General features: G+C 70.6%; 15 protein-coding genes. 7 read left to right on the top strand and 8 right to left on the bottom strand.

Going from position 1 to position 15,270, the window contains the following annotated elements; genetic code table 11:
* Positions 1–936: 936 nt before the first annotated feature.
* The 4 genes from ACFXGJ_RS20370 to ACFXGJ_RS20355 are packed head-to-tail and all read right to left on the bottom strand — an operon-like array spanning position 937 to position 3,828.
* Positions 937–1,893, bottom strand: coding sequence for a LysR family transcriptional regulator (locus ACFXGJ_RS20370; protein ID WP_378623863.1), 957 nt, complete (start codon positions 1,891–1,893; stop codon positions 937–939).
* Positions 1,894–1,942: 49 nt separating this feature from the next.
* Positions 1,943–2,986 carry a tocopherol cyclase family protein gene (locus ACFXGJ_RS20365; RefSeq protein WP_378623861.1) on the bottom strand — a complete coding sequence of 348 codons (1,044 nt, stop codon included), beginning with the start codon at positions 2,984–2,986 and terminating at the stop codon, positions 1,943–1,945.
* A gap of 48 nt (positions 2,987–3,034) precedes the next feature.
* Positions 3,035–3,427 (bottom strand): PaaI family thioesterase, encoded by a 393-nt coding sequence (locus tag ACFXGJ_RS20360; RefSeq protein ID WP_378623858.1) that lies wholly within the window; start codon positions 3,425–3,427, stop codon positions 3,035–3,037.
* A gap of 23 nt (positions 3,428–3,450) precedes the next feature.
* Positions 3,451–3,828 (bottom strand): YybH family protein, encoded by a 378-nt coding sequence (locus ACFXGJ_RS20355; RefSeq protein ID WP_378623856.1) that lies wholly within the window; start codon positions 3,826–3,828, stop codon positions 3,451–3,453.
* A 98-nt stretch (positions 3,829–3,926) separates the two neighbouring features.
* Here ACFXGJ_RS20355 and ACFXGJ_RS20350 point away from each other — a divergent pair, with 98 nt between their 5' ends.
* The 3 genes from ACFXGJ_RS20350 to ACFXGJ_RS20340 all read left to right on the top strand — a co-directional run bounded on the left by ACFXGJ_RS20350 (position 3,927) and on the right by ACFXGJ_RS20340 (position 6,392).
* Complete coding sequence (locus ACFXGJ_RS20350; protein WP_378623853.1) at positions 3,927–4,829, top strand: LysR family transcriptional regulator; 903 nt, start codon at positions 3,927–3,929, stop codon at positions 4,827–4,829.
* 5 nt (positions 4,830–4,834) lie between these two features.
* The gene (locus tag ACFXGJ_RS20345; RefSeq protein WP_378623867.1) at positions 4,835–5,476 is read left to right on the top strand and encodes a cysteine hydrolase family protein; all 642 of its coding nucleotides are present in this window, start codon (positions 4,835–4,837) and stop codon (positions 5,474–5,476) included.
* Between the two features lie 91 nt (positions 5,477–5,567).
* Positions 5,568–6,392: an alpha/beta fold hydrolase gene (locus tag ACFXGJ_RS20340; RefSeq protein WP_378623850.1), complete on the top strand. Its 825-nt coding sequence runs from the start codon at positions 5,568–5,570 to the stop codon at positions 6,390–6,392.
* Positions 6,393–6,452: 60 nt separating this feature from the next.
* Here the strand turns inward: ACFXGJ_RS20340 and ACFXGJ_RS20335 are convergent, their stop codons facing one another.
* Complete coding sequence (locus tag ACFXGJ_RS20335; protein ID WP_378623847.1) at positions 6,453–7,334, bottom strand: RNA polymerase sigma-70 factor; 882 nt, start codon at positions 7,332–7,334, stop codon at positions 6,453–6,455.
* The gene (locus ACFXGJ_RS20330) at positions 7,331–8,491 is read right to left on the bottom strand and encodes an NAD(P)/FAD-dependent oxidoreductase (protein ID WP_378623844.1); all 1,161 of its coding nucleotides are present in this window, start codon (positions 8,489–8,491) and stop codon (positions 7,331–7,333) included. Before ACFXGJ_RS20330 ends, ACFXGJ_RS20335 begins: the two co-directional genes overlap by 4 nt.
* Before the next feature lie 170 nt (positions 8,492–8,661).
* Between ACFXGJ_RS20330 and mshA the strand changes: the two genes are divergently transcribed.
* From mshA to ACFXGJ_RS20315, 3 genes are all read left to right on the top strand, one after another.
* A complete protein-coding gene (mshA, locus tag ACFXGJ_RS20325) occupies positions 8,662–9,993 on the top strand; it encodes a D-inositol-3-phosphate glycosyltransferase (RefSeq protein ID WP_378623841.1) in 1,332 nt (443 codons plus the stop codon).
* A complete protein-coding gene (locus tag ACFXGJ_RS20320; RefSeq protein WP_378623839.1) occupies positions 9,990–10,505 on the top strand; it encodes a YbjN domain-containing protein in 516 nt (171 codons plus the stop codon). The genes mshA and ACFXGJ_RS20320 overlap by 4 nt, the downstream gene beginning before the upstream one ends.
* Positions 10,506–10,642: 137 nt before the next feature.
* Entirely contained in the window at positions 10,643–12,235 is a 1,593-nt protein-coding gene (locus ACFXGJ_RS20315) for an AMP-binding protein (RefSeq protein ID WP_378623838.1), read from the top strand.
* A gap of 22 nt (positions 12,236–12,257) precedes the next feature.
* Here ACFXGJ_RS20315 and ACFXGJ_RS20310 read toward each other — a convergent pair whose 3' ends face one another.
* A complete protein-coding gene (locus ACFXGJ_RS20310; RefSeq protein WP_378623836.1) occupies positions 12,258–13,268 on the bottom strand; it encodes a dimethylarginine dimethylaminohydrolase family protein in 1,011 nt (336 codons plus the stop codon).
* Positions 13,269–13,338: 70 nt separating this feature from the next.
* Positions 13,339–14,424 carry a DNA polymerase IV gene (locus tag ACFXGJ_RS20305; protein WP_378623833.1) on the bottom strand — a complete coding sequence of 362 codons (1,086 nt, stop codon included), beginning with the start codon at positions 14,422–14,424 and terminating at the stop codon, positions 13,339–13,341.
* 48 nt (positions 14,425–14,472) lie between these two features.
* Between ACFXGJ_RS20305 and ACFXGJ_RS20300 the strand changes: the two genes are divergently transcribed.
* Positions 14,473–15,228 carry a phosphoglyceromutase gene (locus ACFXGJ_RS20300; protein ID WP_378623864.1) on the top strand — a complete coding sequence of 252 codons (756 nt, stop codon included), beginning with the start codon at positions 14,473–14,475 and terminating at the stop codon, positions 15,226–15,228.
* Positions 15,229–15,270 lie beyond the last annotated feature (42 nt).

Raw genomic sequence — 15,270 nt, 5'->3', positions numbered from 1 at the left:
GGGAAGAGCGCCGGCGCCGGGCGTCAGCTGAGGGACTGCAGCGTGTGGATGACGTTGAGGATGGTGCCGATGGTGCTGATCGTCGCGGACAACGTGGCCATTACTTCTCTCCTGGATTGGTGCAGTGATTATTCGTGACCGCAACGTGATGTGTTGCAGCGGGCTAATTTCTATCACAGCCCTGACATCCTGTCAGGAATTCAAAAAGCGAATCTCTCGCACGGCGGTGTCGTTTTGTGACGTCACGTATCGTAATTGCCGAGTTCGATGAGAATTCACCGATATTTCATCATCTGCGGCCGTGGAGTGCGTACACGTAAAACGGGCGGTACCCCGTATCTGGATTTGGGCAACGCTACGCGTATTGCAATATTGAAGTGTCTTTGTCGCAGGTGGAGGAGGAAATCAAGGGGTGGAGTGATGGTCGGGTAGTGGTGATGCGACAGCTGATCCGAGGGATGGCGTGTCATCGTTGTCGGCGTTGTGCGCACCACCGAATTGTCGTACCGATTCGAAATTGCGGGTTCGGTGAACCGAGATTCCATTGTTCTTTCAATGATGGCAGCGGCGTACGCATGCCAATCACAGCGTTGCTGTCACTGACGATTCACCATTAGTCATGGACATTTTTTGGACATATCTCGGTGGGCAATTCAGCTTCCCGTCACCTGGTCGGTGCCGGCGTGTTTCCGGTCGGTCGCCGTCCGCCCTGGCCGTACCACTCGATGGGCGATGCGCGGAGCTCGCGCGGGCCGGATCGGCTGCTCGCGGGATTCGCACGGGTCAACGCGCGGTCGCCAGACGCCTGTCAGGTGGGACCGGCGCGTCCATCGGGTCGGTACGCCCAGTCCGGACGTGCCAACGACAGAAATCTTAGGGCCGGATAGTTCGGGAAGAGAAACATCCATTTCCGGATGGATTGACAAGGTTCTGTTGTCAGTAGGGGATCAGGGTGGGCATCGTTCGTTCGCTGAGGTCCGGTTCCTCCAGCCTCTTGACCAGGTCAGGGCGCCCGTCGCGCACCCGGATGGCGGCGTCGACGAACGAGCGCACCAGTGTCGAGTCGTTGTCCTGCGGCCAGGCCAGCGCGACCTCGCTCGGCACGTCGTCGTCGATCGGCAACAGCGTCACCCCCGGATAGGGAACCCAGCGTGCGCACGCCACCGTCACCACGATGCCCACACCGGCCGCGACCTTCTGGTATTCCTCCAGCAGCCCGGTCGAGCGCGACACCACCCGCCCGGGCTTTCCGCCGCGATGGTCGTCGAGTTCCCAGTACGCATTCCACGCCGCGTCGGTGCAGGCAGCCCCGAATATCGGCTCGTCGATCAGGTCGGCCGCAGTCACCGAGGCGCGATCGGCGAGGGGGTGATCGGACCGCATCATCACCATGCGCGGCTCGTGGAACAGACGCTCGAAGTCGACGCCGTCGGTGGCAAGCGGGCGCCGCACGAACGCCACGTCCGTCGACCGGTCGTTCATCCCGGCCGACGGATCGTCGTAGTTGAACTGGCGCATCTCGATCGAGACGCCGGGGTGGCGGTCGCGGAAGGCCGACATGATCGGCTCGGTCAGCATCAGAGCCGCACCCTCGGTGAAGCCCAGCACCAGGCGTGCGTTCTCGGTGCGATCCAGCGCGCGGGCGCGTTCGGCCGCGTCGTCCAGGGCCGCCAGCAGCGCGCTTGTGTCCTCGAGGAACGCGGCACCGGCTGGGGTCAGGGTCACGCTGCGCGTGGTGCGGGTCAGCAGCACCACGCCGAGGCTCTGTTCCAACTGCTTGATCTGTGCGCTCAGTGCCTGCTGCGCGATGTGGAGTCGCTGCGCGGCGCGGGTGAAGCTCAACTCCTCGGCGACCGCGACGAAGTAGCGCAGCTGACGCGTCTGGAGCTCCATGGCGCGAGTGTATGTCGATCGAGGGCCTCGCGGAGGGGCTCCGAGCGGATCACTGCGGCCAGGGCGGTAGGGGCGGGGCGTCGGCGGCATCGGGCGCCGCACCCCGCCGGTCGGCCTCGGCCCGTGCCAGGTCGAGGCCGCCGTGTTCGAGTGCGGCGAGGTCGGACTGCCCGGACCAGACCTCGCGCCCGCCTCGGCGCACCGTGACCGACATGCGTGCCCCGAGATGCTCGAGTGCGCCCGGGACGTTGCGCCGCTCGGCGGGCAGTGGCACCGGCAGCACGTGCGCGGCGTCGATCTCGCCGTACCCGGCGATCTCGACGCTCCAGCGGAGCCCGCGCCCGCGCAACGTCCAGTGCTCGTCGGTGACGGTGGTGCGGACGGGGGAGAGCACGGGGTCGCCGAGGCGCACCAACCGGCCGTCCGGCAGCCGCACCACCAGCAGGGTGATCTCGGTGTGCAGCGCGCCGGCCCGGACCTCGGCACCGCCGAACGCCACGCACGCCTCCGGCTCCGCGAACCCCTGGGCCTGTCCCCACCACCAGGATTCGGGGAATCCGGCTCGGCCCCAGTTCTTCTCGGCGTAGACCTGGGATCCGGTCAGGTCCCACTGCTCGTCGCCGAGCACGGCGCTGCCCTCGGCCCGGCCGCCGAGCAGCCAGGGGTGCCAGTACTGGTTGAGCCCCGGAATCGACTGGAGCACACCGGAACCGCCGAACGACCGGCGCGGCCAGGGTGTCGGGTTCGTGATCCGCACGTCGAGCCGGGCGTCCGGCCCGAGGTTCACCCGGAGTCTGCCGGGCTCGCCTCGGAACGCCTCCCCGGCGACGGCGCCGAGCCGGTGGGGGTCGGCGACCGCGATCGGGTGCGCGGCGGTCCGCAGGAAGCCGTTCGGATACCCGGCCAGGCCGAGGGTTGCCCAGGTGCCGTCGGCGGCCCGGTTCACCCCGCACAGCGCGATCACGACCCGACCCGACTCCGGCTGCGTCAGTCGCCAGAAGTAGCCCTCCATGGCGACCCCGTGCGCGCGCAGCGGATCGCCGAACGGGAGATCGGCCCCGGTACGGCGGTAGGCGTCGATCAGACGCGGCATTCGCCCACCGTAACCCTGTTCGCGCCCGCTCCGCCCGGTTACGTGGGCTCAGCCGGCGAGCACGGCCTGCGACTGGGTGACCTGCGCGACCAGTCGACCCTCGTCGTCGCGCACCTCCACCTGCACCGCGATGGTGCTGCGGCCCACGTGCAGCGGCCGCGCGGTGGCGGTGACGGTGCCCTTGCGGACCCCGCGGGTGAACACGGTGCTCGAACTCGTCGTCGACGTTCCCGCGCCCGGCGGCAGGTTCAGGAACGCGCACACCGCGCCCACGCTGTCCGCGAGCGTCATCACCGCGCCGCCGTGCATGCCGGGACCGGCGGTGGTGCGGTGTTCGCTCCAGTCGAGGGTCCCGACCGTCTCCGCCGGCGTGGCCGAGGTCAGCTGGACGCCGGTGTGCACGGCGAAGGGCATCGTGGCGAGCAGCTGCTCAGGGGTCATGGGTGCAGGGTACGCCGCCCGGGTCAGGCTGTCGGCGTGACGAATTCGGGCTGATCGAGCACGCGCAACCAGCTGCCGTCGGCCTGCCTGCGGGCGACCTGGGCGCGGGCTCCGGCACCGTCGCTCGGGGGAGTGGCGGTGAGCGCGAGGTCGCCGCTGATCAGGGTGGGGAGCGGCGGCTCGGGCACCATCGTCGGCGCGTTCGCGATCACCTTCTCCCACAGCTGGCGGATGGCCTCGCGCCCGACGGTCCGGCTGCCGGGCGGGTAGGCCATCACGGCGTCCTCCTCGTAGAGCGCCGCGACGCCGGCCGCGTCGCCCGCGTTGGTGCGTTCGACGAAGAGTCGGGTGAGGTCCTCGGGTCGCATCGCCTTCTCGCGGACGGGTGCGGTCTCGGTCATGGTGGGTCCTCTCGGTGGTTGGTCGACTGCATCCAGCCTGCGTCCCGCCGAAAGAGAAGTCCAACAGATAGTTCTACTGAGTACTAGAATTTTCAGTCATGGAACTGAGGCAGCTGGAGTACCTGGTCGCGGTGGCGGAGGAGGCGAACTTCACCCGCGCCGCCGAGCGGGTGCACATCAGTCAGTCGGGGGTCAGCGCGCAGATCCGGCAGCTCGAGCACGACCTCGGTGCAGGACTGATCGACCGGTCCAGCCGGACCGCGACGCTGACGGCGGCGGGGGAGGCGGCGATCGGGCACGCGCGGGCCGCGCTCGCCTCGGTGGCGGCGATGCGCCGAGCCGTGGACGACGTCTCCGCGGTGGTCCGCGGCCGGCTGGTGGTCGGCATGGTCACCGCGTGCACGGTGACCCCGCTCTTCGACGCGCTCTCCGCCTTCCACCGCGCGCACCCGGGCGTCGAGATCACCCTCGTCGAGGACGGTTCCGACCGACTCACCGAACGGGTCCGGACGGGTGCGATGGACATGGCCCTGATCGGGGCCGCCACGGCCGCGCCGAGCGGGCTCGGCGCGCTGCCGATCGTCAGCGAGCGACTGGTCGCCGCGGTCCCGGTCGGGCACCCGCTCGCCCGGCGTCGCCGCGTCGCCCTGGCGGACGTCACGCGGCACCCGATCGTGAGCATGCCCCGGGGAACCGGCATCCGAACCGTGTTCGACCAGGCCTGCGCCGCCGCCGGTCTGCGCCCCGACATCGCCCTGCAGGCCAGCGCGCCGGATGCCGTTGCGGACCTTGCCATTCGGGGGCTCGGCGTCGCGATCCTGAGCGAGTCCATGGTGGGCGCCTACCGCGGGCGGCTGATGGCGCCGGTCGTCGCGGACATCGGCATCCCGGCGGTGCTCGCCCTGATCTGGTCCGCAGCCGAGAGTCCGGCGCTGCGAGAACTGCTGCGGCACAGTCGCCGTGCGTTCGCCGGACCCGCCGTAGGGGAGGAGTCGTCGTGAGTGCACTGTCGATGACCCGCGACGACCTCGACCCCTACGTGGCGCCACACCTGAATTCGTCGGCGCTGCTGGTGATCGACACCCAACGCGACTTCGTGGACGGTGGGTCGAGCCCGATCCCGGGGACCACCGAGGTGCTGCCCGCGATCGCCGCACTGCTCACGGCGTACCGGGCGGCGGCGCGCCCGATCGTGCACGTGGTCCGGCTCTACGAGGGAGCGGACGTCGACCTGGTGCGCCGGTCCGCGGTCGAGGCGGGTGCGTCGATGGCCCGTCCGGGCACGCCGGGATCCCAGGTCGTGCCCGAGTTCGTCGTCGACGACCTGGACCCGGACCTGTTGCGGTCGGGCGCGCTGCAGCCGGTCGGCCCCACCGAGGTCGTCCTGTTCAAGCCGCGTTGGAGCGCCTTCCATCGCACCGCACTCGAAGCGCACCTGCGCGAGATGGGTGTGGACACCGTCGTTCTCGCCGGTTGCAACTATCCGAACTGCCCGCGCGCCACCGTCTTCGGTGCGAGCGAACGTGACCTGCGGGTGCTGATCGCCTCGGACGCGATCAGCGGGGTCGACGAGCGGCACCTGGACGAGGCGGGTCGGATCGGCGCGGTGCACGGGACGGTCGAGGAGATCGTCGAACGGTTGGGCTGACCGGGCTCCCGTGCCTGCGGCACTGTGCGCGATCGGCACCCCGATCAGGGTGTCGATCGCGCACGGGCGGCGGAGGCGCAGAATGGGGCGCATGGCTATCCGGGAAACAGCAAGTGCCGACGGCACATCCATCGTCTACCGCGTCGACGGCGAGCCCGGCGCCAGGCCGCTGGTGCTCCTGCACGGCTGGGCGCAGTCCCTGCAGTGCTGGGGTGAGGAGGTGCTCGGGGCGTTGGCCGCGAGGTACCGGGTGATCGCGGTGGACCTGCGCGGGCACGGCTACTCCGGGGCACCGGAGTCCGGCTACGACGACTCGAAGTTGTGGGCCGCCGACGTCGCCGCGGTGCTCGACGCCGAGTCGGTCGACTCGGGTGCGGTGCTGCTCGGCTGGTCCTACGGCGGGCTGGTGTTGTGCGACTACCTCGCGGTCAGCGGCGCGGCGGCGGTGGACGGGATCGTCCTGGTCGGGGCCATCACCAGCATCGGCCGGGGCGAGAAGGGCGGCCGGGTCGGTTCGGCGATGCGGGCCGCGGTCCCGGCCGCGATGTCCGAGGACCCGCGCGAGGCGATCCGCGCGCTCGGCAGCTTCGGTACCGCGCTGACCGGGCAGGCGGCCGGCAATGGTGTGGCCTCGCAGGCGCTGTTCGGGGCGAGCCTCTCGACGCCGCCCCGGGTGCGCGCCGCCCTGTTCGACCGCGCGGTCGGCCACGACGACCTGCTGACCACGCTCGAGATTCCGGCCCTGGTGCTGCACGGCACCGCGGACACCGTCGTCGACGTGTCGGCGGGCCGGCACGCCGCCGAGCTGATCCCCAAGGCCACCGCCTCGTACTGGGAGGGCTGCGACCACGGCCCGTTCGTCGAGGATCCGCAGCGGTTCGTCGCCGAGGTGACGGGATTCGTGGACGGTCTGTAGGCGGCCAGGCGACCCGCACCCCCACCGACTTCGGGGGTGCGGGCGAGCAGGCGCCACCGCTCAGCGCGTCAGCTCCCGCGACCGCGCGGCCGCCGCGAGCTTGTCCGGGTTACGCACCAGGTACACGCCCGACACCAGTCCGTCGGTGACCTCGATCAGCGCCACCAGGTCGAGGACGTCCCCGGAGTAGACCAGCACCGACGGCAGCCCGTTGAACTCGCCGACCTCGAACCGCAGGTCGGGCGGGCCGATCCGGATGAGGCCGGCCATGAACCGGGCCACCTTCTCGCGCCCGACGACGGGCCGCAGGGCGGCGCTGACCTTGCCGCCGCCGTCGGAGATCTCGACGACGTCGGGCGCGAGCAGGTCCATCAGCGCCTGGATGTCGCCGGTCACCGCGGCGCTGAGGAAGCTGCCCGCGACCTCCTGTGCGGCAGCGGAACTCGGCTCGAAGCGCTTGCGCCGGGCCTGCACGTGCGACCGCGCGCGGTGTGCGGTCTGCCGCACCGCCACCTCCGACCGTCCCACCGCCTCGGCGACCTCCCGATGGCTGAACCCGAACACCTCGTGCAGCACGAAGACCACGCGCTCGTCGGGGGTCAGCGTCTCGAGAACCAGGAGCATCGCCATCGACACCGACTCGGCGAGCAGCGCGTCCTTCGCCGCGTCACCCGCCGCGTCGGTGCGGATCGGTTCGGGCAGCCAGCTGCCGACGTAGTCCTCGCGCCGGCGCTGCGCCGTCCGCAGCTGGTTGAGCGACTGCCGGGTGACGATCTGCGCGAGGTAGCCACGCGGATTGTCGACCGTCGACGGATCCACCTCGGACCAGCGAATGTAGCTGTCCTGCAGCACGTCTTCCGCGTCGGTCGCGCTGCCGAGGATCTCGTACGCGACCGTGAACAGCAGCGGGCGGTACTCGGTGAAGACCTCGGCGGCCGTCATGCGGACATCTCGTCCGGTGCCGGGACCGGAGCCGGTCCGGACCGCCAGCGGTACGAACCGGTACCGGAACGCAGCCACTTCAGGGTGTACCGGCAGACCTGTTCCTTCACGAACGCGCCCGACCGCCCCCGCAGAGCGAATCGGTGTGGGCTGTCGTCGGCGCGGACGAACTGCACCGCGCCCGCCCGGCGGCCCAGGCTGACGCACTGCAACACGAATCCGAGCGACAGCGGTTCGGTCGCGCGGTCGCCGAGCAGGGCGAGGATCGTGTCGGCGCCGTGCGCGCCGAGGGGCAACGCCGCCTGGCAACTCATCCGGACGTGCCCGGCGACCCGGGCGGGTGGGGCCACGGCGTCACCGACGCCGACGACGGTCGGGTTGCCGAGGCACACCAGGTCCTCGTTCGTCCGCAGCCGGCCGGCCTCGTCGACTGGCAGGCCGCTCCGGCGGGCCAGGTCGGGCACGCCGAACGAGCCCGCCCAGATCGTGCAGTCGCTCGCCGCGGTACTGCCGTCGTCGAACACGACCCGGCCCTCGGTCACCCGGTCCACCCGGACGCCCTCGCGCACGGTGACCCCCAGCCCGGCCAGCGTGCGTGCGATCGAGGCCCGGCTCGACGCCGGGTGGTGCTCGGCGACCGGGCCCGACGAGATCAGGTGCACGTCCAGTGCGGGGAGGCGTTCGGCGATCTCCGCGGCGCACTCGATGCCGGTCAGTCCGCCGCCGACCACGGTGACGACGGCCCCGTCGGGCAGCGTGCGCAGCTGGTCCCGCAGTCGGGTCGCGTCCTCGAGTTCGGCGATCGTGTGCACCTCCCCGGCCCCGTGCCCGCCGCGGGCGGCGCTGCTCCCCGCCGCGTAGACCAGGTAGTCGTAGGGCAGCCGCTCGCCGTCGTCGAGCAGCACGGCACGCTCCTCGATCCGCAGGGCGGTCGCGACGCGGATCCGTGCGGACGGGTCGAGGACGTCGGTCAACGGGACCGTGGCCGCGGCGTCGCCCGTCGCGTACTGGTGCAGTCGGATTCGCTCGACGAAGTCCGCTCGCGGATTGACCACGGTCACGGTGACGCCGGGTGGCCGAGCAGCGAGAATTCGATTCGCCGCCATCACTCCCGCGTATCCCGCACCGATCACGACGACCTGCCTGGACTCGTTCATCTCGCATCCTCTCGTGACGATTTCGATCTCACACCCCAAGACACCGAAACCGCCGAGGACGTGACGTCGCACCGGTGAGACGTGCGACACATTCGAGTCCCGGCGCCGAAACGGTTCACGGTCGTGCGTGTGCTGCGTCGCCCGCCTCTCGGCCCGCAAGGCAAGATGGAGTGGTGACGCCAGCACAGAATCACCGGTTGAGACGGGTGGCCGTCCTGTCGGTCCACACCTCGCCCTTGGCGCAGCCGGGAACCGGTGACGCGGGCGGCATGAACGTCTACGTCCTGCAGAGTGCGCTGCAGCTGGCCCGCCGCGGCGTCGAGGTGGAGATCTTCACCAGGGCCACCTCCTCCGCGGATGCGCCGGTGGTCGAGGCCGCGCCCGGGGTGCTGGTCCGCAACGTGGTCGCCGGGCCGTTCGAGGGCCTCGACAAGCACGACCTGCCGACGCAGCTGTGCGCGTTCACCGCGGGGGTGCTGCGCGAGGAGGCACACCACGAGCCCGGTCACTACGACCTCGTGCACTCGCACTACTGGCTGTCTGGACAGGTCGGCTGGCTGGCCCGGGACCGCTGGGGGGTGCCGCTGGTGCACACCGCGCACACCCTGGCTGCGGTCAAGAACGCGTCCCTCGCCGACGGCGACACCCCCGAGCCCGTGGCCAGGCAGATCGGCGAGCAGCAGGTGGTCGCCGAGGCGGACCGGCTGGTCACCAACACCGGTGACGAGGCCACCCAGCTCGTCGAGATCTACGGTGCCGACCCGAAACGGATCGACGTGGTCGCCCCCGGCGCGGACCTGACCCGCTACCGGCCCGGCGACCGGGCCGCGGCGCGGGCCGAACTCGGCCTCGACCCGCGCGAGCTGATCGTCACCTTCGTCGGCCGCATCCAGCCCCTCAAGGCGCCCGACGTGCTGCTGCGCGCCGCCGCCGCGCTGCACGAGCGCGAGCCCGCGCTGCCGCTGCGCGTGGTCGTGGTGGGCGGACCGTCCGGTACCGGACTCGAGCGACCCGATTCGCTGATCGAGCTCGCCGCGTCGCTGGGTATCGCCGCCCGGGTGACGTTCCTGCCGCCGCAGCCGCCGGACCGGCTTGCCCAGGTGTACCGCGCCTCGGACCTCGTCGCGGTGCCCAGCTACTCGGAGTCCTTCGGGCTGGTCGCACTCGAGGCGCAGGCCTGCGGCACCCCGGTGGTCGCCGCGGACGTCGGCGGCCTCGGCGTCGCGGTCCGCGGCGGTGCGACCGGACTGCTGGTGCCCGGCCACCGCACCGAGGACTGGGCCGCGGCGCTCGGGTCGCTGCTCACCGACCCGGACCGGCTCGCCGAGATGTCCCGCAACGCGCCCCTGCACGCCGCGAACTTCTCCTGGGAGCACACCGCGGACGGGCTGCTCGAGAGCTATCACCGCGCCGTTGCCGGGTACCGGCGCAACACCGAACTGACCGCGCGCCGCGGCCGGGGGCTGTGGAAGCTGCGACGACTGGGGGGAGTGCGGGCGTGAACGAGACCGCGACCGTGGCCGAGACCGCCACACTGATCGACGCCGAACTGGCCGAACGGGAACTGGACTACAGCCGCAAGGGCGAGGACCAGTTCGTCGTCGAGCTGCCCGGCGAGCGCAAGCTCAAGACCACCTGCCTCCTGACGGTCGGGGTGCACGGTGTGCGGGTCGAGGCGTTCGTCTGCCGCAAGCCGGACGAGAACTTCGAGGGCGTCTACAAGTACCTGTTGCGCCGCAATCGGCGCCTGTACGGCGTGCATTACACGATCGACAAGATCGGCGACATCTATCTGGTCGGCAGGATTTCCACCCACGCGGTCACCGGCGCCGAGCTCGACCGGGTGCTCGGGCAGGTGCTGGAGGCCGCGGACGGCGACTTCAACGTGCTGCTCGAGCTGGGCTTCGCGAGCTCGATCCGCCGGGAGTGGGACTGGCGGGTCTCGCGCGGCGAGTCGCTGGCGAATCTCCAGCCCTTCACGCATCTGATCGAGTCTCCGCAGCAGAGCGACTGACCCACAGTGACGCCGACGGCAAGTTGACGTAGGTTTCAACTTGCCGGCCGTCCGCAGACTTCGGGTGTTATATGTTTCTCGATGTCACATCAAAATGGGTTGCCGGTCGCCCGCCGCGCCATGCGAGAAGAGGTCCCGTGAGCTTCAAGAGTCCCTACCCCGACGTCGACATCCCGAACCTCGGGCTCTACGACTTCCTGTTCGGCTCCGTCGCGGAGGCGGACCTGGGCCGGACCGCCCTGATCGACGGCGCCACCGGCGAGGAGACCGACTACCGCACGTTGATCGCGAAGATCGACGCCGTCGCCGGGGCGCTCGCCGCGCGGGGACTCGCCGTGGGTGACGTCGTCGGCCTGCACTCGCCGAACTCGCCCGAGTTCGCGATCGCCTTCCACGGCATCCTGCGCGGCGGCGGCACCGCCACCACGATCAACGCGCTGTACACGGCGGCGGACATCGCCAAGCAGTTGAAGGACTCCGGGGCGAAGGCGCTGCTGACGGTGTCCCCGATGCTCGCCCAGGCCGTCTCCGCGGCCGAGCAGGTCGGCATCCCCGCGGAACGGGTGATCGTGCTCGACGGCGCCGAGGGGCACGCGTCGCTGGCGGACCTGATCGCCGAGGACGCCGTCGCACCCGAGGTCGACTTCGACCCGGCCACCCAGGTCGCGGTGCTGCCCTACTCGTCCGGCACCACCGGCAACCCCAAGGGCGTCAAGCTCTCGCACCGGAACCTGGTCGCGAACGTCTGCCAGATCCGTCCCCGGCTCGGCGTCGACGCGGAGGACCGGATCCTCGCCGTGCTGCCGTTCTTCCACATCTACGGGCTGACGGTGCTGCTCAACGCCTCCCTGTACCAGCGCGCCAGCCTGGTCACCATGCCGAAGTTCGACCTGCCCGCGTTCCTGACGCTGGTGTCCGAGAAGAAGTGCACCTACGTCTTCGTCGCGCCGCCGGTCGCGCTGGCCCTGGCCAAGCACCCGATGGTCGACGAGTACGACCTGTCGAGCGTGCACACGATCCTGTCCGGGGCGGCGTCCCTCGACGAGGAACTCGGCAAGGCCGTCGCGGACCGGCTCGGGCTGCGGGTCCGGCAGGGCTTCGGCATGAGCGAGCTCAGCCCGGTCAGCCACAACATCGCGTTCGACGAGGACGAGGTGCCGCTCAGTTCGGTGGGTAAGCCGGTGGCCAACAGTGAGAACCGGATCGTCGACCCGGCCACCGGCCGGGACGTCGACATGCCGGCCGAGGGCCGCAGCGAACCCGGCGAACTGTGGGTCAAGGGCCCGAACGTGATGCTCGGCTACCTGAACAACGACGCCGCGACCGTGGAGACCCTCGACGCCGACGGCTACCTGCACACCGGCGACATCGCCGTCGTCGACGCCGACCGCAACGTCTACATCGTCGACCGGCTCAAGGAGCTCATCAAGTACAAGGGCTACCAGGTGCCGCCCGCCGAACTCGAGGCGCTGCTGCTCACGCACCCGAAGATCGCCGACGCCGCCGTCATCGGCGTGCTCGACGACGAGGGCGAGGAGGTGCCCAAGGCGTTCGTCGTCCTGCAGGCCGGCGCCGAACTGTCCGCGGACGACGTGATCGCGTATGTCGCAGAGCGGGTCTCGCCGCACAAGAAGGTGCGCCGGGTGCAGTTCATCGACGTGGTGCCGAAGTCGTCGGCGGGCAAGATCCTGCGCAAGGACTTGCGGGCGGGCGAAGCGGCGCAGGCGTAGCAGCGGGCGTCGCCGACGGCGTTCACTCCCGCCACAGCGGCTGCGTGGTGCACCGGAACGACCCGCCGAAGGTCCGGGAGATGGCGAAGTCGACGTACTCGACGGTGACGCCGTGGTCGGCGATGCGATCGCCGATGTGCCGGAAGACCGGATCGGTGACGTAGACCTCGGGGCTGATGGGAAGGCCGTTGGTGCCGAGGTCGACGCCGTCGCTCTCGCTGATCTCGATCCGCTCCCACTCGCGCAGTGCGGTGGGAAGTCCGTCGATCAGCGCGTCCGGGCAGGAGACCAGCAGTCCCTCCCTGATCAGTCCCAGGGCGCAGTCGAGATGCAGGAAGTTCGGTTGCAGGCGAACGGTTTCCACCGTGTAGCCGAGCGGGGTGAGTAGCTTGTGCAGCCAGTCGATCCCGAGAGTGTTCGACGCGAGCCCGGAATTGCCGACGAAGACGTGCTTGTCGTACACGAGCACGTCCCCTCCCTCGAGGAAGGGACCGGCGCCCAGGTCGTCGGGGCCGCCGCTCGGCACCGCGGGCTGGGGGAGCGCGACGTAAGAGCACCGGCCGTCGAGTGCCCGGGCGGTGAGGATCTCGCGGCTCGCCAGCACCTCGCGGCGCCGGTGCGGCAGGCGCAGGTTGCCCTCGACGACGACGTCGCCGACGGTGAACCACGGGTCGCGCACGAAGAAGTTCGCGTAACCGCCGGAGCCGCCGGCGCGCTTCTCCGCCTCGGTCAGCAGTCGGGGCCGCAGAACCTCCACGCCGTGGCGTTCGAACACCGAACACAGGCTCTCGCGTTCGGCCTCCCACAGCCGTTGTCTCTCGGGAAAGGCCTCGCCGTGATCGCGGCCGAGCATGCCCTCGAAGAGGGTCCGCGCCTCGGGCGTGAGGAACGCCGTGTCGCTCTCGGACACGTGGTCCGGTGGCCGGAGCTCCGACCGCGCGACGGCGACGGTGCGCAACGGCGCGAATTCGCTGCGCACCATGACCCGGCCCGGGTCGGGTACGGCTCCGGACGTGTCTTGCGTGGTTTCCATCGGGTACCTCCGCAACAGACGGTGCCGATCATGCTATTTGCCCGATCCGACGAGTCCGTCGGGAAACCGGCTAGTGCCAGACCCCGCCCGTGGCCGGGGTCTCCTCGGGCGGCGGCGTCATCTCGAGCCGCACGCCCAGCAGCCTGACCTCCCGGTCGTGATCGAGACGCTCGGTCAGCGCGGCGGCGGCGTCGGCGATCAGGTCCGCATCGAGGGTCGGCTCGGACAGCGGCCTGCCGGTCGTGTGCGTGTCGAACGGCGCGTACCGGACCTTCAGTTCCACCCGGACCGCGTCCCGGCCCTCCCTGCGCAGGTCCTCGGTCACGCGCGCCGCGAGGTGTCGCACCGCGGCGGTCACCTCCGCCGGTTCGACGAGGTTGCGCTGGAAGGTCGTCTCGCGGCTGTGCGAACGAGCCACCCAGGGCGCCGCGGTGACGACGGTGTCGCCGATGCCGCGACCGAGGCGGCCCAACCACGGTCCGATCGTCGGGCCGAGCGCGGCCGCGAGGTCCGCGTCCTCGGCGTCGGCCAGCTCCCGGACGGTGTGGATGCCGAGGGTGGCAAGCTTCTTCGCGGTCTTGCCGCCGATGCCCCACAGTGCCGACGGGTCCCGCCCGCCCATCACCTCGAACCAGTTCCCGGCGGTCAGCCGGAACAGGCCGCGCGGCTTGCCGAATCCCGTCGCGATCTTCGCTCGCAGCTTGTTGTCGCCGATCCCCACCGAGCAGTGCAGCGCGGTCGCCTCGAGCACCGCGGCCTGCGCCGTCCGCGCGAACGACTCCGGGTCCTCGGTCTGCACGCCGAGGAAGGCCTCGTCCCAGCCCAGCACCTCGACGACCGCGTCCAGGCCTCGCAGGGCGTCCATCACCGTGGTGGACACCGCCGCGTACGCCGCGCCGTCGACCGGTAGGAACACCGCGTCCGTGACGCCGCGGGAGGCGAGCCGGCGCGCGGCCACGCGCAGCGGCATGCCGGAGCCGATGCCGTACTCGCGGGCCTCGTACGACGCGGTCGACACGACCGCCCGCTCCGTCGGGTCGCCGCGCCCGCCGACGATCACCGGCAGGCCCCGCAGCTGTGGCCTGCGCAGCACCTCGACCGCCGCGACGAACTGGTCGAGATCGAGGTGCAACACCCACCGACCGCGTGTGCCCATCCACTCAGTCTGCGTCCGAAGCCTGCCCCGTGTGGGGCGCATGTCAGGATTGTGGGCATGAGTACCGGAACCCTTGTGCTGCTCCGCCACGGCGAGAGTGAATGGAACGCGATGAACCTGTTCACCGGATGGGTGGACGTGCCACTGACCGACAAGGGGATCGGCGAGGGCAAGCGCGCAGGCCAGCTCCTCAAGGAGCACGACCTGCTTCCCGACGTGCTGTACACGTCGCTGCTGCGGCGCGCGATCAGCACGGCGAACATCGCACTCGACGCCGCAGACCGGCACTGGATCCCGGTCGTGCGGGACTGGCGGCTCAACGAGCGGCACTACGGCGCGCTGCAGGGCAAGAACAAGGCGCAGACGAAGGCCGAGTACGGCGACGAGCAGTTCATGCTGTGGCGCCGCAGCTACGACACCCCGCCGCCGCCGATCGACGCCGGCTCCGAGTACAGCCAGGACGCCGACCCCCGGTACGCCGGACTCGACGAGGTCCCGCTGACCGAGTGCCTGCTCGACGTGGTCAAGCGGCTCATCCCGTACTGGGAGGACACCATCTCCCAGGACCTGCTCGCCGGCAAGAACGTGCTGGTCGCCGCGCACGGCAACTCGCTGCGGGCGCTCGTCAAGCACCTCGACGGGATCTCCGACGACGACATCGCGGGGCTGAACATCCCCACCGGCATTCCGCTGCGCTACGACCTCGACGAGAACCTGCGCCCGCTCAATCCGGGCGGCACCTACCTCGACCCGGAGGCCGCCGCGGCCGGCGCGGCAGCGGTCGCCAACCAGGGCGCCAAGTAGCACAACTCGCACACTCGGCCCGGCCCCCGCATCTGCGGGGGC

Source organism: Rhodococcus sp. NPDC059234 (assembly GCF_042754225.1).
Lineage (GTDB): Bacteria > Actinomycetota > Actinomycetes > Mycobacteriales > Mycobacteriaceae > Rhodococcus_G.
Note: the sequence above shows the minus strand (reverse complement) of the source record. Positions and strands in the feature narration are given on the sequence as shown.